Origin of the sequence: Streptomyces sp. NPDC019396, from assembly GCF_040632375.1 — a bacterium.
Lineage (GTDB): Bacteria > Actinomycetota > Actinomycetes > Streptomycetales > Streptomycetaceae > Streptomyces.
This window is the reverse complement of record NZ_JBEYBS010000025.1, coordinates 84,708-108,779: the sequence shown is the minus strand read 5'-3', so window position 1 is coordinate 108,779 and position 24,072 is coordinate 84,708. Positions and strand designations below refer to the sequence as shown.

Genomic DNA, 24,072 nt, shown 5'->3' with positions numbered 1-24,072 from the left:
CCCTCGTACTGGGCGTACTTGGGCGATTCCGACAACGCTGCGAGCGTGCGTGCCAGCCGTCGCGGGGCAGGCGGGACTTTCGAAACACGCCCTAGCGGGCGCTTGCCGCGCCGCTGTCGATCATCTCGGCCAGGACCGCTCGCCGGTCCTCCCCCGGCTGTGCGCGCAGCGGGCGGGCCAGGCGGTGGCTGTCGTAGTGCCAGCAGTGGTCGAGGTCCTGGTGGACCTCACCCGTCTCGGTGATGGGGCTTGAGCTGCCCAGCAGCCGGGTCAGATCGGTGGCCAGGTCACGCCAGGAGACATGGCCACTGACGGCGTTGGCCACGCCGTGCACGGGCGCGTCCAGACAGGCCGTCACCGCCCTGGCCAGGGCCGCCGCATGCACCCAGGCCGCCCCGTACCAGCGGCGTCCCCCGGCCCCGGACTGCGGCAGTTCGATCGGCCGTCCTTCGGCGGCGGCCTGGTAGAGCAGTCCGGTCGCCCCCCAGCGCAACTGGTCGCGCAGCCGGTCGTGCGCACCCCAGACGATCGGCGAGCGTACGGCGCTGGCCCCGCCCCGGCCCTCGGTTCCGGCCGCGCGCAGCAGCAGCGACTCGCACTCGAGCTTGGCGCGCCCGTAGGGGCTGAGCGGCTCTCCGGGTACGGACTCCTCCGCGACCTGGTCAGCATCCGGATGCCCGTAGGCGTCGACGCTGCTGACGAAGACGAAGGGGCCGCGGCGCCACCCTTCGACCATGGCCCGCATGGCGGCCAGATCCACCTCGGGGCTGGTGAAGGTGCAGGCCGCGTGGATGACCGCGTCCGCCGCGGCGACCGCGTCACGCAGCGCTGCCGGGTCGGCGAGATCGCCCTCGAGGACCTCCACACCGTCCCCGGAGACGAGGTGAGCGGACTCGGGGCGGGCCAGGGCCAGCACCGGGCGCCCCTGCGCGGCCAGTTCACGCAGGATGAACGCGCCGACCCCGCCCGTGCCCCCGGTGACCAGGATCGTGCCGGGGCGGCTCGGCCGCTGGTGCGCGGTGACCAGGGTCGCCGCCCCGGATCCGGTCCGTTCACCCTCGCGGGCGTCCAGCAGCGTGGTGAGTGCCCGGGGAGTACGGGCCTGGAGGATGTCGAGCCCGGTCAGCGGCAGCTTCAGCGCCGCCCGCAGCCGCTCCGCCAGCTTGACGGCCACGAGGGAGTGCCCGCCGAGGGCGAAGAAGTCGTCGTCGGGCTCCGGGGTCCGTCCCAGGAGCGCGGTGAAGCCTTCGACGACGGCTTCGGCGCGCGGGCCCTCCGGTGCGACGCGGCCGGAGGTGACGACGGGCAGCCCGGGCAGCCGCGCCGGATCGACCGCCCCTTCCGGGGTGCGGGGCAGGGCGTCCAGGAGGGTGACCGCGACGGGCACCGACTCCGGTGCGAGGGCGGCGCGCAGCCGGGCACTCAGCTCGTACGGGGTCGGGCCCACGCTGTCGCGCAGCACCACGTACGCCAGCAGCGGGCCGCCGTGCGGTTCGGCCACATGGGCGTCGGCGATCCGGGGGTGGGCGCGCAGCAGCTCCCCGGCGGGGTGTGCGTCGTGCTTCGTCCGGTTTCCGTCGTGGTCCGCGGCGGTGCCGTGCTCGGCTGCGACACCCGGTAGTTGTGACAGCCTCAGCGAAGGCTCCGCCACCACGGCCTCGAGCAGGGCCGCGTACCGCGTGCCGAGGGCGGCCGCGGTCGAGTCGTCCAGCGCGGTCCTGCCGTACTGCACGAGGGCGGCGGGCTGCCCGGAGGTGACGAGGCCGAAGGAGAGGTCGAACTTGGCCTCACCGGTCTCGACGTCCACGTACTCCCCCGCCGTGTCCGGCAGTCGGAGAATGGCCGGTTCGCCGATGACATCGGAGGTCACCCGGACCAGCGCGGTGCCGTCGGCGTCTCGCGCGGCGGCGCCGAGCCGTTCCAGAACGAGGTCGAAGGGGACGTCACGGTGCCGCTGGGCCTCCAGCAGCGCGTCCCGTACCCGTGCGAGGAGTTCGGTGAACGCCGGGTCGCCGGAAGTGTCGACGCGGACCGGAAGGGTGTTGACGCACAGCCCCACCAGTTCGCGCATCGCGGCGCCCTGGCGGTGGGTACCCGCGACCCCGATGATCAGATCGTCGTCTCCGGTGAGGCGCTGGAGCGAGGCGAACGCGGCCGTGAGCGCCACCGTGAACAGCGTGGCGCGGTGTTCGCCACCGAGGGCGCGCAGCGCTTCGGGCAGCTGCTCGGCGAGCGGGACGGTGTGGGTGCCGGCGGGCCTGAGGCCCGCGTCGGCGGACGAGGTCCCGGGGCGGGGCAGGCGCGGGGCCCTGGCGCCGCTCAGCCGTTCGACCCAGTGGGCGAGGCCCTGTTCGGCCTGGGCCGCGGCAGCGTGTTCCCCGCGTGCGAAGTCGGCGTACTGCGGCGGCCGGGGCCATTCCGGCGCCTCAGCGCTGCCCCCTTCCCGTACGGCTGCCGCGTACAGCTCGGTCAGCTCCCGGGCCACCGTGTCCAGCGATCCGCCGTCGATGGCGATGTGATGGAAGGTCAGCAGCACGGTGTGGTCCTGCTCGCCGTGGCGGAGTGCCAGGGCGCGCAGCACCGGTCCGGCGGCCAGGTCGAAGCCGCGCCGTGCCTCGTCGGCCAGCAGGGCCGGGGCGTCCTCCTCGGCGCAGTCCCGGACTGGCACGGGGATCGCCGCGGGCGCCTCCAGGACCTCCTGGTACGGCTCGCCGTCGCGCTGCCCGTAGCGGGTGCGCAGGATCTCGTGGCGGCGCACGAGCACGGTGAGCGCGGTGGCGAGTGCCTCGGTGTCGAGCGGGCCACGCACCCGGGTGGCGAACGGCACGCTGTAGGAGGCTCCGGCATGACCGAGCCGGTCCATCAGCCACATGCGGCGCTGGGCGTGCGACAGCGGGGCGGGGCGTCGCAGCGCCGTCGCCGTCGCCGTCGCGTCCGCGCCGGTCCGGGCCGCGACAGGGGTTGTGGTGGCCCGTGCGGTGGCCCGGGCACGCGCCCGGCGCAGCAGTTCCTCCTGGCGGGCGAGCTGCCCCGGGACATCAGGTGTGTCAGTGGTCATCGCGTGTGCTCCGCTGCGTCATCGGGGTGCAGATCGCTGTGTACGGCGAGTAGCTCGCGCTCGACCAGGGCGGCCAGACCTGCCACGGTCGGGGCGCCGAAGAAGTCGGCGAGCGTCAGCTCCACGCCCAGCTCTTCGCGGAGGTCGTCGGTGATGACGAGGGCGAGCAGCGAGTGGCCGCCGAGCGCGATGAAGTCGGCGTCGGGCCGGATGACATCGGTGCCGAGGGCCCGGCTCCAGATGTCGGCGACGGCCTGCTCCAGCGGGCTCATCGGCGCGGCCGGCGCCTCGGTCGCGGCGGCGCCGAAGAGTGCCGTGAGCGCACGCCGGTCGACCTTTCCGCTGGAGGTGAGCGGCAGCCGTTCCACCACGGTCACACTGTCCGGTACGAGATGGGCGGGCAGCACCGCGGCGAGTCGGTCCCGCAGGACATCCGCCTGGGGCACCGGGCCCGGCGCGGCCACGACGAAGGCGACCAGCCGGGCGTCGCCCTCGGTGGGCCGGTGGACGGTGACCGCCGCGTCGTCGACGTCGGGCTGCTCGCGCAGGGCGTGTTCCACCTCGCCCGGTTCGATGCGGAAGCCGCGGACCTTGACCTGGTCGTCGGTGCGGCCGTGGAAGTCGAGGGCGCCGTCGGGCCGGGTGGCGGCCAGATCACCCGTGCGGTAGAGCCGCCCGTACTCGGGGTGCTCCACGAACCGCTCCGCGGTGAGTTCCGGCTGCCCCGCATAGCCGTGGGCGAGCCGGCTGCCGCCGATCCACAGCTCCCCGCGCTCTCCGTCCGCGACCGGGCGGCCCTGTTCGTCCAGGACATGGACGGTGGCACCCGCGATGGGCCGGCCGATGGGTATCTGCCCCTCGCAGTCGGCGAGACTGACGCGGTGCGCCGTGGCGAAGGTGGTCGTCTCCGTCGGTCCGTAGCCGTTGACGAGTTCCAGCCAGGGGAAGGCACGCAGTACCTCACGGGCGTGCTGGGCCGCGAGGGCCTCGCCGCCGATGACGACGCCGCGCAGCACCGAGAACACCCGCGAGCGGCGGGTCGCGAGCTGGTGGAAGAGCGCGGTGGTGAGGAAGGCGACGGTGACGCCGTGCCGCTCCACGTGCTGGGTCAGTTCCTCGAACGAGGGCCGCTCGACGGTACACACGACCACGGCGGCACCGGCCGCGAGCGCCCCCCACACCTCGAACGTCGAGGCGTCGAAGGTCATGGGCGAGTGGAACAGCACGCGGTCGCGCGGGGTGATGGTGACGTATGAAGTGGGGGTCACCAGCTCCACGACGGCGTCATGCGGGACGGTCACACCCTTGGGGCGGCCGGTGGAGCCCGAGGTGAACATGATGAACGCGGTGGGGTCCGGGTCCGCCTCGGGCTCCGTCACGGCGGCCGCGGTGAGGTGCGGCTCGCCGGGCAGCACGAGGATGGGGCCGGCCGGCGCCGAGGACTCCAGGAGCTTGCGGTCACCGACGGTCAGCGTCACCCGCGCGTCGGCGATCATGGCCTCGGTACGCGGACGGGGGTGCGCGGGGTCGAGCGGTACGCAGACGGCACCGGCCCACCACAGGGCGAGCTGCGCGACGATGGTGCGGGCGGACCGGGGCATCAGCAGTGCCACCCGATCGCCGCGGCGCACACCGTGGTCCCGGAGGTGGGCGGCGAGGGCGCGGGCCGCGGTGTCCAGTTGGGCATAGGTGAGCGTGGTGTCGCCGTCGGCGACGGCCAGCGCGTCCGGGGTGGCACCGGCGTGCCGGGCCACGAGGCCGGGCAGCCCCCCGTGGACCGTGGCCGTGGCGGCGTCGGGGCAGGAGGTGGGCACGGGGCCTTCCTTCGCGGTGGTGTGGGTGTGCGGGTCGGTGACGGACATTCAGGCTCCCGGCTGCCGCGCACCGGTACGGCGCTGGTCGATCAGGGCGGCCACGGCCCGCAGGTCGGGCTGGCGCAGCAGCTGGGGGGCCCGCAGGCGTACGCCTGCCTCCTGTTCGATGGCCGTCAGGAGCCGCGCGGCCTGGACCGAGGTGCCGCCCAGGTCGGTGAAGTTGTCGGCGAGCCTGATCGACGGACGGCCCAGCAGATCGCGTACCGCGCGCAGGACCAGCAGCTCGTCGGGGGTGGCGTCGGCCGGCAGTCCGCCGTCGGAGGACGCCGCTTCGGCGGACTCGACGGCTGCCTCGCGGGTCAGCGCGGCCCGGTCCACCTTGCCGTTGGCGTCCAGGGGGTAGCTGTCCGTGATCCGGACGGCGGACGGCACGGCCTGCTCGGGCAGCCAGGCTCGTACCGCCGCCAGCAGCGCGACGGCGTCGGGCGCCGCGCCCTCGGCGGGCCGTACATACGCGACGAGGCGGGTCTGGCCGTCCGGGGTGCGGGGTGCGGTGACGACAGCGCTGCGCACCGCCGGGTCCTGCTCGAACGCGGCTTCCACTTCGGCCGGTTCGATACGGACACCGCTGATCTTCACCTGGTCGTCGAGGCGGCCGAGGAACTCCAGGCTCCCGTCGGCCGCCATCCGCACCCGGTCACCGGTGCGGTAGAGCCGGTCGGCACCGGGCAGTTCCAGGCCGGGGTGAGGGGCGGTGAAGCGGCTGGAGGTGAGCTCGGGGTCCAGATAGCCGAGCGCCAGGCAGGTGCCGCCGATGCGGAGTTCGCCGTCCGTGCCGCGCGGGACGGCGCGGCCTTCGCCATCGGTGACGACCACGGTCGCGCCCGGTACCGGAGCGCCGATGGGCGGCGGAGTCTGCTCGCCCGCGCGCCCGTCCGTGCCCGTCATCGCGTACGTGGTGGTGACGACCGTGGCCTCGGCGGGTCCGTAGGCGTTGTGGACCGTGGCGGTGACATCGCTACCGGGGCGGCGGCGCATCCGGTCGCCGCCCACGATCAGATGACGCAGTGCCAGGTCCTGGGGCCAGGGGCGGTCCAGCAGGGGCTCGATCATCGGGGTGGCTCCGACGCTGACCGTCACCTGGGCATCCCGCCACCAGTCGGTCAGCACGGCGGAGTCCCAGCGGACCTCGTCCGGAGCGGGGACGAGGGCGGCGCCGGAGGTGAGCCCGGCCCAGAGCTCCATCAGGTGCGGGTCGAAAGCCACCCCGATGAGCAGGGACTGCCGGTCACCGGGGGCGAGCCCGGTTTCGCCGCGGTACCAGTCGAGCAGGGTGCCGAGGGCGACCTCGGCGACGGCGACGGCCTTGGGCCGACCGGTGGATCCTGAGGTCAGCACGGCGTAGAACGCCTCGTCGGGCGCGCGGCGGGCGCCGGGTCCCGGGGTGGCGAAGGCGGCGACGACCGCGGCGCCGGTGTCACCGGCGTTGGCGCCTTCGGCGGGCAGCGGCAGGGGGACATGACCGGAGGTGCCGACGGCCTGGTGGCGCGGCGGCAGGGCCTGCGGGTCGCCTATCAGGCAGACCACGTTCAGGTCCTCGGTGACGGCGTCGGTACGGCGCTGGCCCGGGCGGGGGCCCAGCGGCAGATAGACGGCGCCGATCCGGGCCAGCGCGATCGCGGTCACCACGAGAGCGGCCGAGCGGTCGAGGCATACGCCCACCAGGTCCCCGGGGCGTACCCGGTCGCCGAGTGCCGTGATGACCTCGGTGGCGGCCACGTCGAGGTCCTCGTAGGTCCAGGTGTGGCCGGCGTCGACCACGGCGGGGGCCTGCGGGCTGCGGCTCACCCACTCCTCGAAGAGGGGGAGCACTCCGGCGGTGGCGGATGGAGCGGGCCCGTGGGCGATGCTGAGCGCGGTGCCGTCGGCGGTGGCGGTCCGGTCCGTCAGGGTGTGCGGCGAGTTCAGCGTGTGCAGCGGGTTGAGGGTCTCGGTCATCAGGACTCCGTCGAGGTGGTGGCGGTGGCCGCGAGGGCGACGGCCTGGTCGGCGAGCACCGGGTTCTGGAAGAGCAGCCGCAGCGGCGGGCGCTGTCCGAGCCGCGGTTCCAGCCAGGCGGCGAGCTGGGCCGCGAGCAGGGAGTGGCCACCGGTCCTGAAGAAGTGCGAGCCCTCGTCGAAGCGGCTGTGGCCGAGCACTTCGCGCCAGCCTTCGGCGAGCAGGGCGGTCATCGGGTCGGCGGAAGCGGGAGCGTCACCGGACGCGGCGGACTCGACTGCTTCGGGCGCGGCGGGCGCGGCGGCGTCAACGGGGTCCAGTGCGGCGGCCATCCGTGCCAGCGCCACCCGGTCGGGCTTGCCTCCGGCCAGCGTCGGCATGCTGTCAAGACGTGCCCAGCGGGCCGGTACGAGAGTGGCGGGCAGGCGCCGGCTCAGCTCGGCGTGCAGCGCCTGCTCGTCCCGGTCCGCCTGTTCGTCCGTGCCCGCCGCGCGCTCCAGGAAGCCCACGAGCCTAGGGCCGCCGGGGGTCTCCCGGTCGAGTACGACCGCGCAGGACTGGCCGCCGAGCGCGGCCGACGCCGCCGCCTCCACTTCCTCCAGCTCGATGCGGTGGCCGCGCAGCTTGATCTGGTTGTCGCGGCGGCCCAGGAAGTGCAGCAGTCCGTCGAGCCCGCGGTAGCCGAGGTCTCCGGTGAGGTAGACCCGCTCTCCGCCGAGCGCGTCGACGGTCACGAAGCGCGCCGCCGTGACCTCGGCGTTTCCGGCGTACCCTTCGGCGAGTCCCGGTCCCGCGATGGCCAGCTCGCCGACCGCGCCGGGCGGCAGCGGGCGGTGGTACGCGTCGAGGATGTGCACCCGCTCGCCGGGCAGTTCGGTGCCGAGGGGGATCTCGGCGCCGTCGGTGAGCTCGTCGCGGCGGATCTCGTGGACGGTCGAGCTGATGGCCGCCTCGGTGACGCCGTACACGTTGAGCACGGTGGCGTCGGTGTCCTCCAGGAAGTCCCGGAGCGCGTCGGCGGGCAGCCGCTCACCGCCGAGCACCAGCAGCCGGGGAGCCCAGGCGCCGTCGCGCAGCGCGGGCCGCATGTCCTCGCGGGTGGCGAGGAAGTAGCTGGTGGGCAGGTTGGCCACGGTGACCCGGGCGGCAGCCAGCTGCGCCGTCAGCTCGGCTCCGGTGGGCACCTCCTGGCCGGGGACGACGAGGCAGGCTCCCGCGTACAGCGAGGGCAGCACCTCCTCCAGCGCCACGTCGAAGGAGGGCTGGGCGAACAGCAGCACCCGGTCCGCGGGTACCAGGCCGAAGCGCTCGGCGGCAGCGGTCATATGGTGCTCCAGCGCGGCGCGGCCGACGGCGACCGGCTTGGGAATGCCCGTGGAACCCGAGGTGTGGATGATGTAGGCGGCGCCGGGCACCCTGTCGGCGTGGTGCGCGCGGGGCAGCTCGGTGGAGTCGAGCGTGGCGGTGGGCAGGCCGTCAGGGACCGTCACCGGGGTGTCGGACGACGTCAGGACCAGGGCCGGGGCGAGCCGCTTCAGCAGCAGCTCGATGCGGTCCGCCGGGTCCGACGGGGAGAGGGGGCAGTACACCGCTCCCGTCCGCAGGCAGGCCAGCAGGGTGGTCACCGAGTCGAGGCCCCGGGGCAGTACGGCGGCCACCGGCTGACCTGGTGTCACCCCGGCTTCGCGCAGCCGGACCGCGAGCGCCTCGACCCGGGTGTCCAGGTCTCCGTAGGTGAGGCGGCGGGCGCCGATCAGCAGGGCTGGCAGGGCAGGGTCATGTGCGGCGATCGGATCGACCGGGGCGGGGCTCACGGCCGCCTGACGCTCCGGTACGGCGGCGGTGCCGGCGGCCACCGGGTGCGCGGGCGCGAGGTCGGCCAGCGCGGTGGCGGGGTCGTCGAGGTAGGCACGCAGCAGGTCGAGGAACCGCCCGGCGAGCAGGTGGGCCACGTCCTCCCCGAAGAGGTCGGCATCGTAGTCCCAGACCAGGGTCATTCCGGGAGCGCCCCTGCGGGGGGTGACTCCGCGCCGGTCGTCCGGCAGGAGCACGACATCCAGATCGAACCGGGTGGTCCCGGTGTTGAACCCCTCGAAGAGGGTGATGTCGAGGCCCGGGACGTCGATCTCGGGCAGAGGGGCGTCATGGGCGCTGAACATGACGTTGAAGAGCGGGTTGTCGGCGCCCGATGTGTGCATCCCGAGGGCACGGGTGAGTTCCTGTACCGGCACTTCCTGGTGCGGAAGGGCCCGGAAGAGGGTGTCGGTGACCTCGTCCATGGTGTCTTCGGCGGGGGCCGCGGGGTCCAGTCTGAGCGGCAGCGGGATCGTGTTGACGAACATCCCGACGGCGTCGTCGAAGCCGCGCGGGCGGTTGCCGACGGCCGTGCCGACGACCATTTGCGAGCGTCCGCTGTGCCGGCGCAGCAGCTCGGCGAAGAGCCCGAGGAGGGTGGCGAACGGGGTCAGGCCGCGCGAGCGGGCGTGTTCCCGCAACCGGGCGGCCAGGTCGGCACCGATGGACTGTCGCAGTTGTCCGCCGCGGTGCCTGCGCCGGGCGCCGGGCCGGGTCACTCCGGGCAGCGGCATGTCATGGTCGACATCGCGCAGTTCGTCCGTCCAGAAGTCGAGGCTCTCGGCCGGGAAGGGCGCGAGGGCCTTCGCCCGGACGTGGTCGGCGTACGAGGACGCCGGCGGCAGAGTGACCGGTTCGCCCAGGACATGGCCCCGGTAGACGCGGAAGACGTCGTCGAGCAGGATCGCGAGCGAGTGGCCGTCGTGGATGAGGTGGTGCTCGACGTGGATGAGGCGGTGGTGGTCCTGCGCGAGTCGCACCAGGGTCCAGCGCAGCAGGGGGGCCTCGAAGGTGTCGAGTGGTGTTTCCGCTTCGGTGCGCAGGAGCTTCGCGAAGGCGGCCTCGGAGTCCTTCTCGCCGCTCAGGTCGACCTGGTGCAGGCGCGGCGTGCAGGTCTGGGCCACCCGCTGTCCGGGCATCGCCCCCTCGACGGCGACGAGTTCGAGTCGCAGGCCGGGGTGCCGTCCGAGGGTGGCGGCGAGTCCGTGGCGGAGAGCGTCGGTGTCGAGGGTGCCGTACAGGTCGAGTGCGCCGGTGAAGTTGTAGGCGCGACTGCCGGTGTGCACCTGCTCGTGCAGCCAGACGATCTCCTGCGAGGAGGAGAGGGGAAGCATGGGCGATCCCTGAGGTTGTCGGGTCGGTTCTTTGCGGGCCGGGCACTGTCGTGCCCGGCGGGGTGACGCGGGCGGTCCGCGGATCGCGCGGTGTGGCCCGGCTGTCGGTTGATGGTCCTGAGCTGCCCAGCCGGTGGCCGGTCAGCGGCGGCCGGTCGGCGGGTGCGGTCGGCGGAGATCAGCCGACGGCGCCTGCGGGCGTCGTAGCGACCGCGTCGGCAAGTGCCGCGAAGGCGCGCTCCGCTCGGTCGTCGTCGACGACGGCGCGATCCCACACCATGCGCAGGTGCAGGGTGGGGCCGTGGGTGACGGAGACGGCGAAGGGTCCGCGTACGGGCCTGCCGTCGACATGCGTCTCACGGCCGGTCACACCGCCGAGAGTGAGCGGGGGTCTCCGCTGGGTGTCGTCCACGGTCAGCAGACCGTCGAGCCGGCCGGTCCAGCCGGAGCCGGCTGCCCTGGCGGCGTGCACCACGGCGTCGAAGGGCGCGTCGGCCCGGTCGAGATCCTCCCACCAGTCGAACGCCGTCGAGTTGCCCGCGGGCCCCTCGCTGGTCGTCGCCGGGAAGACCACGGTGTTGAGGAAGCAGCCGATGACCTGCGCCGCGCCGGGCGGTCGCCCGCCCCAGGGGTAGCCGAGCGGCACCTGGTGCCCTGGTCCGTAGAGCGCCCCGGCCGCGGCCCGGCAGGCGTCGAGCAGGTCGGGGAACGAGACACCCGTTTCCCGAACCGGGACGCGGCGCTCGGCCGCGCCACTCGGCGGAGCTCCGGCGACCGGGTGGCCGGGAGACGGGAGCGGAGCCTGTTCGCGTACGGCCCGCAGCCGCTCGCCCCAGTAGGCCATAGCGGCGGGCGACGAGGCCCGGTCCTCCGCTTCGAGCTGGAGCAGTACGGCCTCGCGGTACGCAGCCAGCTCGGCCGCCGTCTCGCCGGGGCTGGGCCCTTCGGCGTCCGGTCCCTCGGCGTACGCGGCTTCGATTTCCCCGACGATGCGCGCCAGCGACTGGCCGTCGCAGGAGGCGTGGTCCAGGACGATCGCGAGGACCTCCTCGCCGCCGGGTGCCTCGTCCCGCGCCAGGAACATCCGCATCGACGGTCCCTGCGGGGACCAGCCGGCGAGTGTCCGGCGCAGCGCGGCGGCGGTGTCCTCGCCCGGGGCCGGGGTCACCACGGCCATGGGGACGTCGGGCCGCTCCGGGAGCAGCACGGGTGCGCCGCGCACCACGGCTGACCGGGCACGCAGGACGGGGTGGAGCGCGGCGAGGCGGTTGGCCGCCGCCGCGAGGCGTGCCGGGTCGACGGTGCCGTGCGGGAAGGCGAAGAACATCGGCACCAGGTCCGGGCGGCCCGCGGTGTCCAGCGAGCGCACCAGCGCGAAACGGCGCTGGGCTCCGGTGACGGGCAGCGGATCGTCAGCCCCCTCACCGGCTCCTATTCGCCGATAGCGGGCCAGATACTGGCTCGTGATGCTGGGCACGTGATCCTTCCTGGGTTGTCGTCTGTCCGTGCTGTCTTCGGGACATCGATGGTGCGGGCATTCAGCCCACCGGGGCGGGGTCGTGCTCTACGGCGGCGGCTCCGTCGCCGGCGTCGCCGGTGTGCGCGGCCGTCGGCAGGTCCCGCATCCGGCTCAGCGGTGACAGCAGCAGTGGCAGGGGTGCGACGAGGAGTCCCGCGGCGCAGCAGGCGAGTGCCGTGCGCGGTCCGTAGGCGTCGGCCAGTGCTCCGCCGAGCAGACCGCCGAGCGGGAGGGTGCCCCACGTGAAGAAGCGCAGGGTGGCGTTCATCCGGCCGAGCAGCCGTGGCGGGCAGAGCGCCTGACGGAAGCTGACCTGTGCGACGTTGTAGACGACGGCGCCGAAGAAGACGACACCGGAGCCGACGGCGAACAGGAGCGCTCCGGTCACTCCCTTTCCTGACAGCGGCCACAGCAGCGCGAACGGCCCGGTGACGAGGAGGGAGAGCCAGATCGTACGGGCCTGGCCGACCCGGCTCGCGAGCGCACCGGCGCAGAACGCGCCCACGAGTCCGCCGACGGCCGACGCGGACAGCACCAGGCCGATCGCGCCTGGCTCGAGTCCGAGCACACGGACCAGGTACACGGTCTGTGTGGCCATCAGTATCGCGGCGAAGAGGTTGGTGAGGGCGGTGGTGAGGGCGATGACGCGCAGCAGGGGCTGGCGGGCGACGAATCGCACGCCCTCGGCGATATCCCCGCGCAGCGATGCGCTGGGCTCGGGCTGCGGCGGGTCCTCGTGCTGCCTGATGCCGAGCAGGAACAGGGCGGACAGCGCGTAGCCGACGGCGTCGGCGACGATGGCGAGGTGGGCACCGACCAACTGCACGAGCCCGCCGCCGACTCCGGGTCCTGTCACCTGTGCCGATGAACGGACCGTTTCCAGCGCTCCGTTGCCCGCGACAAGCTGCTCCTTGGACAGGATCTGGGGCAGGTAGCTCTGATGGGCCACATCGAAGAAGACCGTGGCCGCACCGGTGATCAGGGCCACGGCGTACAGCTGGACCATGGTCAGCGCACCGGCGACGGCGGCGACGGGGATGCTGGCCATGGCCGCGGCGCGCACGATGTCGGCACGGATCATCAGGGGCCGCTTGCGCATCCGGTCGGTCCACGCTCCGGCGGGCAGCCCGATGAGCAGGAAGGCGGCGGTTTCCGCGGCAGTGAGCACGCCCACCTGGAAGGCGGACGCTCGGAGTTCGAGCACTGCCACGAGCGGCAACGCCACGAGGGTGACCTGGGCGCCGAGTTGTCCGGTGGCCGCACCGGCGAGCAGAAGACGGAAATCGGGCATGCGCAACGGGCCGCCGGTGGCGGCTCGGGGTGTTACGGGCATGTGAATGACCCTCAGGGAACGGCGGATCTGCCGTCAAAAGCCACTGATCAATTTCGGTCGATTCCTTTGCCGTTTTGACATCAGCTCAGCAAATTTTTCGCCAGACGGGGGCTACATCCGGATGAATGACATCTACCAGGGTCATCTGCGGACAGGTGCGCCATCAACGATCACATGAAGTATCCGTCCGATCACGGAGCCCTCCCAGCCTGATCGCATGATGGCTCAAAACAGTCATTCCTCGGTCGATCAGTGCCGGAGCTGCCCTTTCCGGCCGCTATGGACGCACGCAGGGGTGGACCACCGTGCACCGCTGTCCTTCGAAGGAGTGGCTCAGTGAGCATGTTTGCGCAGGTCGGCGGGCCATGGCGGGCCACGACGGCACATACGCCGCGTCGTCCGGTCGACTCTTGAGTGCTCGGGGGAGTTGGCCGGACAGCTGGGGGCTCAGTGACGACACGTCATGCTCGTATCCGCATGTTGCTCAGCGGTGTGCTCGCCGGGGGCGCCCTGGTGGCTCCCGGGCCTGCGGCAGCCGCCACCGCCGCGCCCACCGCCAAGTCACCCGCCTGGGTACGGATCGCGCCGGGGGTCGCGTACCGGCGGTTGGACATCGCCGCGCGGAGTGGTCCCGTACGGGCCCATCTGCTGACGGTCGATCTGCGCGATCCGCGGGTCTCCGTGGGTCTGCTGTACCCGGGCTCGGTGAGCGCCCGGGCCCCGCTGTCCTCACTCGCCGACGCGGCAGGAGCGGTGGCGGGAGTCAACGGGGACTTCTTCGACATCGCGGAGACCCAGCACCCCGGGACCGAGCCGACCGGCGCCCCGGTGGGACCCGTGATCGCGGCCGGACGTCAGCTGAAGGGGGCCGTCCCCGACGGCCAGCGGTTCGGCCCGGCGCTGCCGTCGGGAACATCGACACGCGAGGTGCTGGGCGTGGGCGAGGACGGCACGGCCCGGCTCGGCCAACTCGTCCTCGACGGCACGGTGTCCACACGGTCCGGCACGCTCCCGCTGCGCGGGCTGAACCAGTACGCGCTGCCGGTCGGCTCCGTGGGCGCGTTCACCTCCGACTGGGGTGCCGCCTCACGGATGCGGGCCACCTGCGGCACCGACACCCGCCGCGCCGCTCCGTGCAGCAGCCGGACCTACGAGGTGACGGTGCGGGACGGACGCGTGGTGGCCGTGGCCACCGCCCCGGGCCGGGGGCTGATCGGACCGGGCACCGAAGTGCTGGTGGGCCGGGAGGCCGGCGCCGCCGAACTGCGCAAGCTGTCCGTGGGCGACCGGGTCACCGTCCGCCACCGACTTGTCGACACCCGCTCCGGCGCCGCGTACCGCTTCGCGCTTGGCGGGTATCCCGTACTGCGGGACCAGGCGCCCCTGCCGGGTCTGGACGAAGGCCCCGGGGCTGTCCGTACGGCCGCCGGCATCGCGGACGCCGGGCACCGGCTGCTGCTGCTGGCCCTGGACGGCGCGCCGGATTTCCGGAACGGTCTGACGGTGGCCGAACTGGCGGCGGTGATGCGGGACGCCGGGTGCGTCGACGCGTTCAATCTGGACGGAGGCGGGTCGTCGACCCTGGTCACCCGTGGCCGGGAAGCGACGCATATGACCGTACGTAATCATCCCAGCGGCGGTTCGGAGCGTGCGGTACCGAACGGCATCGGGGTGTTTTCCCGCGCGTCCGGCGTTTGACGGGACGGATTCGCGGTGTCACCGCGCGGGACGGCCCCGCTCTCACTAGCGTGATACCGGTCACGGTCCACCAGTCCGGGGCCGTCCTGCGGACCGGGGGCCTCCACAGCGCAGACAGCGAAGAGAGTCAGTCATGGCCGCAGCACCCGAAGGCAGGCCGATCTGGGCCGACGCGATGTTCTCCGACCTGGAGGGAGCGAAGACCTTCTACGCCGAAGTCCTGGGCTGGACGTTCGGTGAGTCGTCGTCGGAACACGGGAACTACACACAGGCGTACGCGAACGGCAAGGCGGTCGCCGCGGTCGTGCCGCCCATGCCGGGTCAGGAGGGCCAGTCGCAGTGGTGTCTCTACCTGGCGTCGCCGGACGCCGCCGCGACGGCTGAGAAGATCCGCCAGAACGGCGGTACGGTCCTCATGGAGCCCATGCAGGTCGGTGAGTTCGGCACGATGTGCCTCGCCCAGGACCCCGGTGGCGTCACGTTCGGGGTCTGGCAGCCGGGCACCCACACCGGGTTCGAGACGGCGGCCACCGAGCCGGGGTCCTACTGCTGGGCCGAGGTGTTCACGCGCGAGCCGGAGAAGGCGGACGGGTTCTTCCCCGCGGTCTTCGGCTACGGCGTCAAGACCATGCAGGACGACCAGATCGACTACAAGATCTACGGCCTCGGCGAGGACACGCCCGTACTCGGGCGGATGAAGATGACCGACGAGGAGTTCCCGCCGGAGGTCCCGTCGTACATCCAGGTGTACTTCACCGTCCCGGACTGCGATGCCGCGGTCGCCACGGCCCAGAAGCTCGGTGGCAGGCTGGTGTTCGGGCCGATGAGCATGCCGTTCGGCCGGTTCGCCGCGCTCGTCGACCCGCAGGGCGCCGCGGTCGCGGTGATCGACGTGACGACCACCGAGGGTGAGATGCCCACGCTGACCTGAGCGGCGCGCCCACCTCGTCACGGATGCCCGGGACCGGCGAGTGAATTCGCCGGTCCCGGGCATCCGCGTGTCGTCGTCCGGCCCCTGGCTCAGGGCCCCAGCTTGCTCACCACATCGGCGGTGGCGGACACTCCGTTGTGGATCGTCGGCGCCATGCTCGTGCCTGCCAGGAAGAAGCCGAGCAGGGCGCAGACCAGTGCGTGCGAGATCTTCAGACCGCCGTTCCGCAGATAGATCACCGCGAGAACGAGCAGCAGAAGCACGACTGAGACGGACACGACCATCCCCAACCTCCTTCGCCGCCGCACGGGAATGCGGCATTCGGCCGCCAGTGTGGCGGAGTTGAGGTGCCGGATGGCCGAGTGGCGCGCCCGCCGATCGGGTGGTCGTCGAGGTCGCCGGAAAGGGGTTCGGATCCATGTGCTGCGCGCCCTCCCGCACAGGCGGTCGGTGCCGGGGTGTTACCGGGGGGCGGGCAGGCCGACGAGTTCCGCCAGCACCTCCTTGTGGCGTCCGGGCGTACCGAGTGCGAGCTCGTCCGTCTTGGCGCGCTTCAGATACAGATGGGCAGGGTGCTCCCAGGTCATGCCGATACCCGCGTGCAACTGCACGCACTCCTCTGCGGCGTGGACGGCGACCCGGGAGCAGAAGGCCTGCGCGACGGACACCGAAAGCGCCGCGTCGTCGCTGCCGGTGGCGAGCGCGTCGGCGGCACTGCGTGCGGCGGCCCGGGCGCTCACCACATCCAGCCACAGCCGGGCCATACGGTGCTTCAGCGCCTGGAAGGAGCCGACGGGACGGTTGAACTGGTAGCGCTCCCGCGTGTATCGCACGGCTTCCTCGAGGCACCACTCGGCGACGCCCAGTTGCTCGGATGCCAGCAGCCCGGCCCCGGCGAGCAGGCCACGGTGCACGGCGGCCCGGGCGGTCGCGGCGTCCGCGAGCCGGGTGCCGGCCGCGCCCTCGGCGGTGACGGTGGCGAGCGGGCGGGTGAGGTCGAGCGGGAGCTGCGGAGTGACCCCGGCGTCCGTGCGCGGCACCGCGTACAGCCCGTCCGTCCTCGTCACCAGCAGCACATCGGCGAACTGCGCGTCGGCGACAGCGGACACGGCGGGGCCGGTGGGCGGTTCCGCGCCGGGCGCGGCGGACAGCGGCACGGCGAGCACGGTGACGGTCCGACCGGCTGCCGTGTCCGCGAGCAGCTCTGCCGCCGCGTCTCCCCGCCCGGCGCCCTCTGCGAGGGCGAGCAGCGTCTCGGTGGCGATGACCGAACTGGTGAGGTAAGGCGCCGGGGTCACGGCCCGGCCCAGCTCCTCCAGCACCACCGCGGCCTCACGGTGGCTCGCCCCCTGTCCGCCGAGCTTCTCCGGTACGAGGAGCCCCGCGGCGCCCATCTCCGCCGCGAGTGACCGCCACAGCGCGGGATCGTAGGGGTTCCCGGTCTCCATGCCGGTGAGGGTGGCCTGGAGGTCCGCGCGATCAGCGAGCAGGGCCCGTACGGCGGCGCGCAGATCGTCCTCGGCGTCGGAGTAGAGCAGATCCGGCTGGGTGTTCGTGTTGCTCGTGCTCATCGGGCGAGGTCCTTCCAGGCGACATCCTTGTCGGTGCGCGGTTCCGCGGGCAGTCCGAGGACGCGTTCGGCGACGATGTTGAGCAGCACTTCGCTGGTGCCGCCCTCGATGGAGTTGCCCTTCGTGCGCAGATAGCGGTAGCCGATGTCGCGGCCGGTGAAGTCGACCTGTTCGGGGCGGCGCATGGTCCAGTCGTCGTACAGCAGTCCTTCCTCGCCCCGGAGTTCGAGTTCAAGGCCGCTGATCTCCTGGTTGAGACGGGCGAAGACGAGCTTGGTACCGGAGCCTTCGGGCCCTGGCTGGCCCGCGGCGAGCTGCTGGCGCAGCCGCTCGCCCGTGAGGCGGGCGACTTCGGCCTCCACCCAGAGGGCGAGCAGGCGCTGGTGCATCTCATGGGTGCGCAGTTCGGGACGCTCGCGCCAGGTCGCGGCGGCAAGCCCGATCATTCCGCCTTCGCGCGGCAGCCGCATGCCGCCGATGGTGACGCGTTCGTTCATGAGGGTGGTCTGGGCGACCTTCCAGCCCTCCCCCACGGGTCCGATGCGGTGGGCGTCGGGGATGCGTACACCGGTGAGGAAGACCTCGTTGAACTCCGCCTCGCCGGTGATCTGGCGCAGGGGCCTGACCTCGACGCCGGGGTCCGTCATGTCGCAGATGAAGTAGGTGATCCCGCGGTGCTTGGGTGCGTCGGGGTCGGTGCGGGCGATGAGGATGGCCCAGCGGGCGATATGGGCGCTGGACGTCCACACCTTCTGCCCGCTCACCACCCAGTCGTCGCCGTCGCGCACGGCGCGGGTGCCGAGTGCTGCCAGGTCGGAGCCCGCACCGGGCTCGCTGAAGAGCTGGCACCACACCTCTTCGCCGGCCCACAGCGGGCGCAGGAAGCGGCGCTTCTGTTCCTCGGTCCCGTAGGCCAGGATCGTGGGCGCGGCCATTCCAAGGCCGATCATGATCCGGCGGGGGTCGTTGTCGGGCGCTCCGGCCGCCTCGAGTTCCGCGTCCACAACGGCCTGGAGAGTACGGGAAGCACCGAGCCCGCCGAGTCCCGGCGGATAGTGCACCCAGGCGAGACCGGCGTCGAAGCGGGCCTTGAGGAAGTCGGTGCGGCCGGTGCCGGCGGGCGGATGGGCAGCGAGGAACTCCTGCGTGCGTGCCCGCAGTTCGGATGCGTCCGTCATGACACGGCTCCTTCGGGGAGGATGACGAGCCGGCCGGTGGTGGCCCCGTCGGCGACCCGCTGCACCGCCTCCGCGGCGCCGGCGAAGGGCACTCGCTCGCTGATGAGCGGCTTGATCAGGCCCTTCTCGGCATACTCGGTGAGGGTCTCGTGGCAGCGGATGACCGCCTCGGGGTCCTTCTGGTTGTAGAGGCCCCAGTGCAGACCGACGATGGAGTAGTTCTTGATCAGCGCGTGGTTCAGCCCCGGGGTGGGGACGGTGCCGCTCGTGAAGCCGACAATCAGGATGCGGCCTTCGAAGGCCACGCACTTGACGGACTTGGCGTAGGCGTCACCGCCGACCGGGTCGTAGACGACATCGGCGCCGCGGCCACTTGTGGCGTCCTTGACCACGGCCACCAGATCGTCGCTGTGCCGGTCGATGACGACGTCGCAGCCCAGTTCCCGTGCGACGGCCGCCTTGTCCGCCCCGCCGACGACGCCGATGACCGTGGCCCCCGCCGCCTTGCCGAGCTGTACGGCGGCGCTGCCGACACCGCCTGCCGCGGCGTGCACCAGCAGGGTCTCGCCCTCCCTGAGGCGGGCGCGGCGGTGCAGTCCGAACCAGCCGGTCTGGTAGCCGATGTGCAGGGCGGCGGCTTCGGCGTCGTCCAGGGCGTCCGGCGCGGGCAGCACCCCGGCGGCCGGCGCCAGGGCGTACTCGGCGAAGCCCCCGTGGGGCAGCGCGGCGGTGGCGATGACCCGCCGGCCGTCCTCGGTCTCGCCGCAGAACTCCACACCCGCGGTGAACGGCAGCGGAGGGGTGATCTGGTACTGGCCCCGGCAGAGCAGCGCGTCCGGGAAGTTGATGTTCGCTGCGCGCACCCTGAGCAGGAGCTGTCCATCCCCCGGCTCCGGCCTGGCGGTCTCCTCGAGCCGCATCACCTCACTCGGTTCACCGTTCCGGTGCACACGCCATGACTGCATTCGGGGCCTCCGCGGTTGGTCGGGGGGTACGTCCGCTCAGGGCGCATACTAAGCGGTCGCTTGGGTTCTGTGAACCACCCGTTCCGAGCCGATCGGCGGGGGAAGCGCGCACATACGCGCTCAGCGGCCGAAGATCTCGAACCCCACGGCCGGCCTGCCACCGAACCGGTCCGCGAGGGCACGGACGTTGCCGTTCTGGAATGTGCGGCAGTAGTCCTCGGGATCCTCGTCCGTGAGCGCCTCGATATAGCTGCGGTGCTCCAGCAGCGACCGAACGGCGCGGTCCAGCCCCGCGGCGGCGCCCACGGCGTGGGTCGGCGTGGCGGAGCCCGCGATCGCCACCCAGCGCACCCCGCTCCAGGGCTCCAGGCCCTGCTCGGTGAGGAGTTCGGGGAAGATCCAGCGGTTGCCCGCGTCACCGGCCGCGTCCAGGGTGGCCCGGCCGACGGCGCGGTGGTCCGGGGTGTTCCAGTTTCCGCCGACGGCCGGGCCCCAGGTGTCCCGGTGGTTGAGCGTGATGACGAGTTCGGGGCGGTGGCGCCGGACCGCGGCGGCGATGTCACGGCGCAGCGCGGTGCCGTACTCGATCACCCCGTCATGGTGGTCGAGGAACTCCACTGCGGACACCCCCACGACGGCCGCACTGGCCCGCTGCTCGCGTTCGCGCAGTGGTGCGCACTCGGCGGGCGCCAGGGTGTCGATCCCCGCCTCGCCCCGGCTGACGAGCAGATACGCGACCTCCTTGCCGCGGTCCGTCCAGCAGGCGACGGCCGCGGCGCAGCCGTACTCAAGGTCGTCGGGATGGGCCACGACCGCCAGGGCGCGGGTCCAGTCGTCCGGCATCGCTTCGAGCTGAGGTTGGCTCATGATGCGAGCGTAACGTCCCCGGCCGATCACGCCTCGTCACGGACGAGGGCCAGCAGCCGGTCCACGACCCGGGCGCCGGACGTACGGACTCCGTCGTGCTCGTACTCGTCGGTGACCCAGGTACGCAGCCCTCGGATGCTCCGTGCGGTGGCGAGCGAGTGGGCCGTGTCGACGTACATGTCGTCGTGGTAGACGGCGGCGGCGACCGGGACCTCGTTGGCCGCCAGACGCTCGGGGTCGTACAGCGGGAGCCAGTCGCTGCGGGCGGCGAGCAGCTCGGCGGCCTCGCGCAGCGGGCGCAGGGCGGGGTCGGTCTCGAAGTGCCAGGGGTGCACGGACTCGCCCGTGAAGAGCAACGGGCCGTCCCCGGCGAGCGCCTTCCCGGAGTCGAACTGCGGGAATTCGGCACGGACGCGCTCGGCCGCCCAGGCCGTCGGCGCCGCGCCCTGGGCGTAGATCGCCTCGTGGAGCACCGCGTACAGCGGATGGGCGGCAAAGGACAGTGCGGCGGCCACACCTTCCTGGAAGGCGTCCGAGAGCTCCTCACCCCGCGCGCCGTCGATGAACGCGTTCTCCAGCAGATAGTGCAGTTGGTGGCTGCCGTCGGCGGTGCCGAGCTGGATGCCGAGCGACTGGAACGCCTCGGCGGTCAGCACATAGCCGCCGGGGAGCACGGGCCGGTGCTCGATGAGATGGGCGGCGATGCGGCGGGCGCGTTCGATGTCCTGCGGATAGCGGGCGTAGTGGGCTTCGGCCTTGCGCTGGATACGCGGATACGCGGCGCGGTAGACGTCTTCGGCGCGCGCGCCCAGCGAGGGCAGTCCACCGGTGATCAGCACCGTCCGCAGGCCCTCGGGAGCGGTCGACAGGTAGTGGGTGGCACAGAAGCCGCCGAAGCTCTGGCCGAGTACGGTCCACCTGGCCCCACCGGTGAGCTGGCGCCGGACCGCCTCGCAGTCGCGGACGATGCTGTCGGCACGGAAGTGGGCCAGATAGTCCGCCTGCGCCCCGGGACCGCCACGCAGCGGGAGGGTCTGGCGGTTGGCGGGCGTGGACAGGCCCGTACCTCGCTGGTCGAGCAGCAGCACCCGGAACTCCTGGACGGCCCGGCCCAGCCACGCCTGTTTGCCGTGGAAACGCCGGGCCCCGAACCCGGGCCCGCCCTCCAGATACACCAGCCAGGGCAGCTCGGCACCGGCCCGCGCGCTCGACGCCACCTCGCGCCCGTAGAGACGGATCTGTTCACCGGCCGGGTCGCCGTGGTCGAGGGGGACGGTGAAGTGGCGGTCCGTGAGGATGAGGCCCGGCTGCCGGTAGCTGGTCAATGCTGCTCCTGCTGTCTGTCCGCTGATCGACGGTCACGCTCACGTCCATCATGTGCGTCACGGACGCGGCGCGCCTAGCGTGGATCCATGATCAGGTTCGAGCAGGTCAGCAAGGTGTACCCGGACGGCACCACCGCTGTCGACGACCTGTCGTTCGCGGTCTCCGAGGGCGAGCTGGTGCGTCGTGGAGCCCCGGCCGCCCTCCGTCCATGGACCTGCCGCGGGCGGGGCGCGTCAGCGGCGGGGACCGGCACTCCGGGGCAGCCAGGCTGGGTGGCTGCCCCGGACCCCGGCAGGGCGGTGGCCGGTCAGCCCAGCAGCTTCTGCTTGGCCTTCTGGAACTCCTCGTCCGAGAGGTCTCCCTTGGCCTTCAGCTCGGAGAGCCTGGACAGCTCGTCCGTGGTACCGCCGCCTTCGCCCTTCGCCGCCTGCCGGACGTAGGCACTGAAGGCTTCCTGCTGTTCCTGGGCGTGCTGGATCTCGCGCTTGCCCATGCTGTCGCCGCGCACGATCACATAGATCAGCACGCCCAGGAACGGGATGATCAGCACGAACAGCAGCCACAGGGCCTTGATCCACCCGTTCATGTCGTGGGAGCGGAAGATGTCCAGGATGACCCGGAAGAGGATCACCAGCCACAGGACCCAGAGGAAGATCCACATCACGGTCCAGAACGCGCCCAGCACCGGGTAGTCGTACGCGAGGTAGACAGTGCCGTCCATCGCCGTCCTCCTGCCGTTCTCGTCGGACGCCGGGCGTCCGCTCCCGGCCAGTGTGTGACGGTCCGGCCGTGCGGCCCTCACCCGGCAGGGGTGAATCGACGCGAAGGCGGTCTCGCCTGGCAGCCCGGCGTATCGGGGCGCCCATGTGAGCCACCGGGTGAGCGGGCCGTGTCGGTGCCGTACGCGCCCAGCGGGGTCGATCACGATGGGCGGGCCGTGATGCCTCGGGTAGTGGTGGGTGACGTATGGCGGACGCGACGGTGTGCCGGCAGATGGGCGCGTGCCACGGGGGCCCGGTCGGGACGGTCCGCCGGTGAGCGGCGGGGGTGCCTGGGCCGGGGTCGCCGTGGCGGCGGTCACCGCGGGCTATGCCCTGGCGTCCAAGCGCCTCGCCCGTGCCTCGGTCACCGCGCCGCTCGTGTTCACCGTCTGCGGGGTGTTCATCGGGCCGGTGGGTCTCGGCATCCTCGACCTGGAAAAGGACGCGGGCGCGATCCTCGTCCTGGTGGAGGCCGCGCTGACGCTGGTGCTGTTCACCGACTCCTTCGAACTGCGTGGCCGGGACCTGCATCTCGGGCGCCTGCTGTCCGCCCGGCTGGTGACCGTCGGTCTGCTGCTGACCATCGGGGCGGGGTGGCTGCTTGCCGTGCTGCTGCTGCCCGGGCTGAGCGGCTGGGAGCCCGCCCTGATCGCGGTGATCCTCGCGCCCACCGACATCCCGGTGTGCAGGGCGGCCGTCGCCAACCGCCGGGTGCCCCCGGTGGTGCGGCACGGGCTCACGGTCGAGACCGGGGTCAACGACGGTGTCGTCCTGCCGTTCTTCCTCCTCGTGCTGGCCGCGATCTCCGGCACTGCCTCATCGGAGCACGGCCTGGTGGGGGTGTTCTGGCGGTCGCTGCTCCTCAGCAGTGCGATCGGGCTCGCCGTGGGCGCGGCGATCGGCCTGCTGCTGCACCGGGCCTGGGTGACCGACTGGGTGAACCGGGAGTGGAGCCAGGCCGTCGTGCTGGCGGTCGCCCTCGCCTCGTACACACTCGCCGCCACGGGCGGCAGCGGTTTCGTCGCGGCCTGGGTCGCTGGATTCGCCTTCGCCGCGCTGCTGCGGCGCGGGACGGCCCGCCACGGCACGGGCCCGAGCGGGCACAGCACCGATCTGGTCGGCAGCTTCACCGAGAGCCTGGCGTCACTGCTGGCCGCGATGAGCTTCCTGGTGTTCGGTGCCGTCATGCTGGGGCCCGCACTCCAGCACCTCACCTGGCGGGCCGCGTTGTACGCGGTGCTCTGCGTCGCCCTGGTGCGACCGGTGACGGCCGCCATCGCCCTGGTGGGCAGCGGGTTGCGGCTGCCGACGGTGGCATACGCGGCGTGGTTCGGTCCGCGTGGACTGCCCTCTCTGGTCTTCGGCCTGCTCGCCGCGAAGGAGCACGTCCCCGCGGCGCGCACCCTGCTGGAGGTGGTGGCGTTGACGGTGGCCTTGAGTGTGCTGTTGCACGGTGTGTCGGCGGTGCGGCTCAGCGACCGTTACGGGGCCTGGTTCGAGCGGGCGGCGGCAGCGCGCGGGCCCCGGTTGCGCGAGGCGGGGCCGGCGGACCAGGTCTGAGAAGGACGGCTATTCCGGCAGCTGGCGCATCTCCACCACATGGAGACCGAGATCCTGGAAGCGGGCGAGCAGCCCGTACAGGTGTGCCTCGTCCGTGACCGGTCCGTACAGGACCGTCTCCTCGGCCACCGTGGCCCCCTCCAGTTCGGGGAAGGCACCGGCGACGGCCGTGGACAGATGACCGGAGACGCGGAACTCGTATCGCATACGGACACTTCCCCGTGGACCATGGCCTCTTCGTGGGGCCGCTTGTACCGCCTCTTCGTGAAGTCGTGAAGCCGCTTCATGTGCCTCAGGAACCTCTA

Annotated in this window: 17 protein-coding genes; 3 read left to right on the top strand and 14 right to left on the bottom strand. The window is 72.5% G+C overall.

Features of this window, described 5'->3' with window-relative positions; translation table 11 throughout:
* Nucleotides 1–91 precede the first annotated feature (91 nt).
* The 6 genes from ABZ532_RS25770 to ABZ532_RS25745 all read right to left on the bottom strand — a co-directional run bounded on the left by ABZ532_RS25770 (nt 92) and on the right by ABZ532_RS25745 (nt 12,910).
* On the bottom strand, nt 92–3,058 hold the full coding sequence (locus ABZ532_RS25770) for a condensation domain-containing protein (protein ID WP_361288323.1): 2,967 nt from the start codon (nt 3,056–3,058) through the stop codon (nt 92–94).
* Complete coding sequence (locus tag ABZ532_RS25765; protein WP_361288321.1) at nt 3,055–4,920, bottom strand: non-ribosomal peptide synthetase; 1,866 nt, start codon at nt 4,918–4,920, stop codon at nt 3,055–3,057. The genes ABZ532_RS25770 and ABZ532_RS25765 overlap by 4 nt, the downstream gene beginning before the upstream one ends.
* Entirely contained in the window at nt 4,921–6,870 is a 1,950-nt protein-coding gene (locus tag ABZ532_RS25760) for a non-ribosomal peptide synthetase (protein ID WP_361288318.1), read from the bottom strand.
* Nucleotides 6,870–10,058: an amino acid adenylation domain-containing protein gene (locus tag ABZ532_RS25755; RefSeq protein WP_361288315.1), complete on the bottom strand. Its 3,189-nt coding sequence runs from the start codon at nt 10,056–10,058 to the stop codon at nt 6,870–6,872. The genes ABZ532_RS25760 and ABZ532_RS25755 overlap by 1 nt, the downstream gene beginning before the upstream one ends.
* Nucleotides 10,059–10,236: 178 nt before the next feature.
* Nucleotides 10,237–11,535 carry a non-ribosomal peptide synthetase gene (locus ABZ532_RS25750; RefSeq protein ID WP_361288312.1) on the bottom strand — a complete coding sequence of 433 codons (1,299 nt, stop codon included), beginning with the start codon at nt 11,533–11,535 and terminating at the stop codon, nt 10,237–10,239.
* Between the two features lie 61 nt (nt 11,536–11,596).
* Nucleotides 11,597–12,910 (bottom strand): MFS transporter, encoded by a 1,314-nt coding sequence (locus tag ABZ532_RS25745; protein ID WP_361288309.1) that lies wholly within the window; start codon nt 12,908–12,910, stop codon nt 11,597–11,599.
* Nucleotides 12,911–13,387: 477 nt separating this feature from the next.
* Here ABZ532_RS25745 and ABZ532_RS25740 point away from each other — a divergent pair, with 477 nt between their 5' ends.
* Complete coding sequence (locus tag ABZ532_RS25740; protein ID WP_361288307.1) at nt 13,388–14,608, top strand: phosphodiester glycosidase family protein; 1,221 nt, start codon at nt 13,388–13,390, stop codon at nt 14,606–14,608.
* A gap of 133 nt (nt 14,609–14,741) precedes the next feature.
* Nucleotides 14,742–15,539: a VOC family protein gene (locus ABZ532_RS25735; protein WP_361288304.1), complete on the top strand. Its 798-nt coding sequence runs from the start codon at nt 14,742–14,744 to the stop codon at nt 15,537–15,539.
* Nucleotides 15,540–15,628: 89 nt separating this feature from the next.
* On the opposite strand, the gene ABZ532_RS25730 is transcribed toward ABZ532_RS25735, so the two are convergent.
* From ABZ532_RS25730 to ABZ532_RS25700, 7 genes are all read right to left on the bottom strand, one after another.
* Nucleotides 15,629–15,823: a hypothetical protein gene (locus tag ABZ532_RS25730; RefSeq protein ID WP_361288301.1), complete on the bottom strand. Its 195-nt coding sequence runs from the start codon at nt 15,821–15,823 to the stop codon at nt 15,629–15,631.
* A gap of 177 nt (nt 15,824–16,000) precedes the next feature.
* Entirely contained in the window at nt 16,001–17,110 is a 1,110-nt protein-coding gene (locus tag ABZ532_RS25725; RefSeq protein ID WP_361288298.1) for an acyl-CoA dehydrogenase family protein, read from the bottom strand.
* Nucleotides 17,107–18,288, bottom strand: a complete 1,182-nt coding sequence (locus ABZ532_RS25720) for an acyl-CoA dehydrogenase family protein (RefSeq protein WP_361288295.1) — start codon at nt 18,286–18,288, stop codon at nt 17,107–17,109. Before ABZ532_RS25720 ends, ABZ532_RS25725 begins: the two co-directional genes overlap by 4 nt.
* Nucleotides 18,285–19,253, bottom strand: coding sequence for an NADPH:quinone oxidoreductase family protein (locus ABZ532_RS25715; protein ID WP_361288292.1), 969 nt, complete (start codon nt 19,251–19,253; stop codon nt 18,285–18,287). The genes ABZ532_RS25720 and ABZ532_RS25715 overlap by 4 nt, the downstream gene beginning before the upstream one ends.
* A gap of 120 nt (nt 19,254–19,373) precedes the next feature.
* A complete protein-coding gene (locus ABZ532_RS25710; protein ID WP_361288289.1) occupies nt 19,374–20,120 on the bottom strand; it encodes a PIG-L deacetylase family protein in 747 nt (248 codons plus the stop codon).
* Nucleotides 20,121–20,146: 26 nt separating this feature from the next.
* Nucleotides 20,147–21,445, bottom strand: coding sequence for an alpha/beta fold hydrolase (locus ABZ532_RS25705; protein WP_361288286.1), 1,299 nt, complete (start codon nt 21,443–21,445; stop codon nt 20,147–20,149).
* 308 nt (nt 21,446–21,753) lie between these two features.
* Nucleotides 21,754–22,167 carry an SHOCT domain-containing protein gene (locus tag ABZ532_RS25700; RefSeq protein ID WP_361288283.1) on the bottom strand — a complete coding sequence of 138 codons (414 nt, stop codon included), beginning with the start codon at nt 22,165–22,167 and terminating at the stop codon, nt 21,754–21,756.
* A gap of 313 nt (nt 22,168–22,480) precedes the next feature.
* Here ABZ532_RS25700 and ABZ532_RS25695 point away from each other — a divergent pair, with 313 nt between their 5' ends.
* Nucleotides 22,481–23,767, top strand: a complete 1,287-nt coding sequence (locus ABZ532_RS25695; protein ID WP_361288280.1) for a cation:proton antiporter — start codon at nt 22,481–22,483, stop codon at nt 23,765–23,767.
* A gap of 9 nt (nt 23,768–23,776) precedes the next feature.
* On the opposite strand, the gene ABZ532_RS25690 is transcribed toward ABZ532_RS25695, so the two are convergent.
* A complete protein-coding gene (locus tag ABZ532_RS25690; protein WP_361288277.1) occupies nt 23,777–23,974 on the bottom strand; it encodes a hypothetical protein in 198 nt (65 codons plus the stop codon).
* Nucleotides 23,975–24,072: the final 98 nt, after the last annotated feature.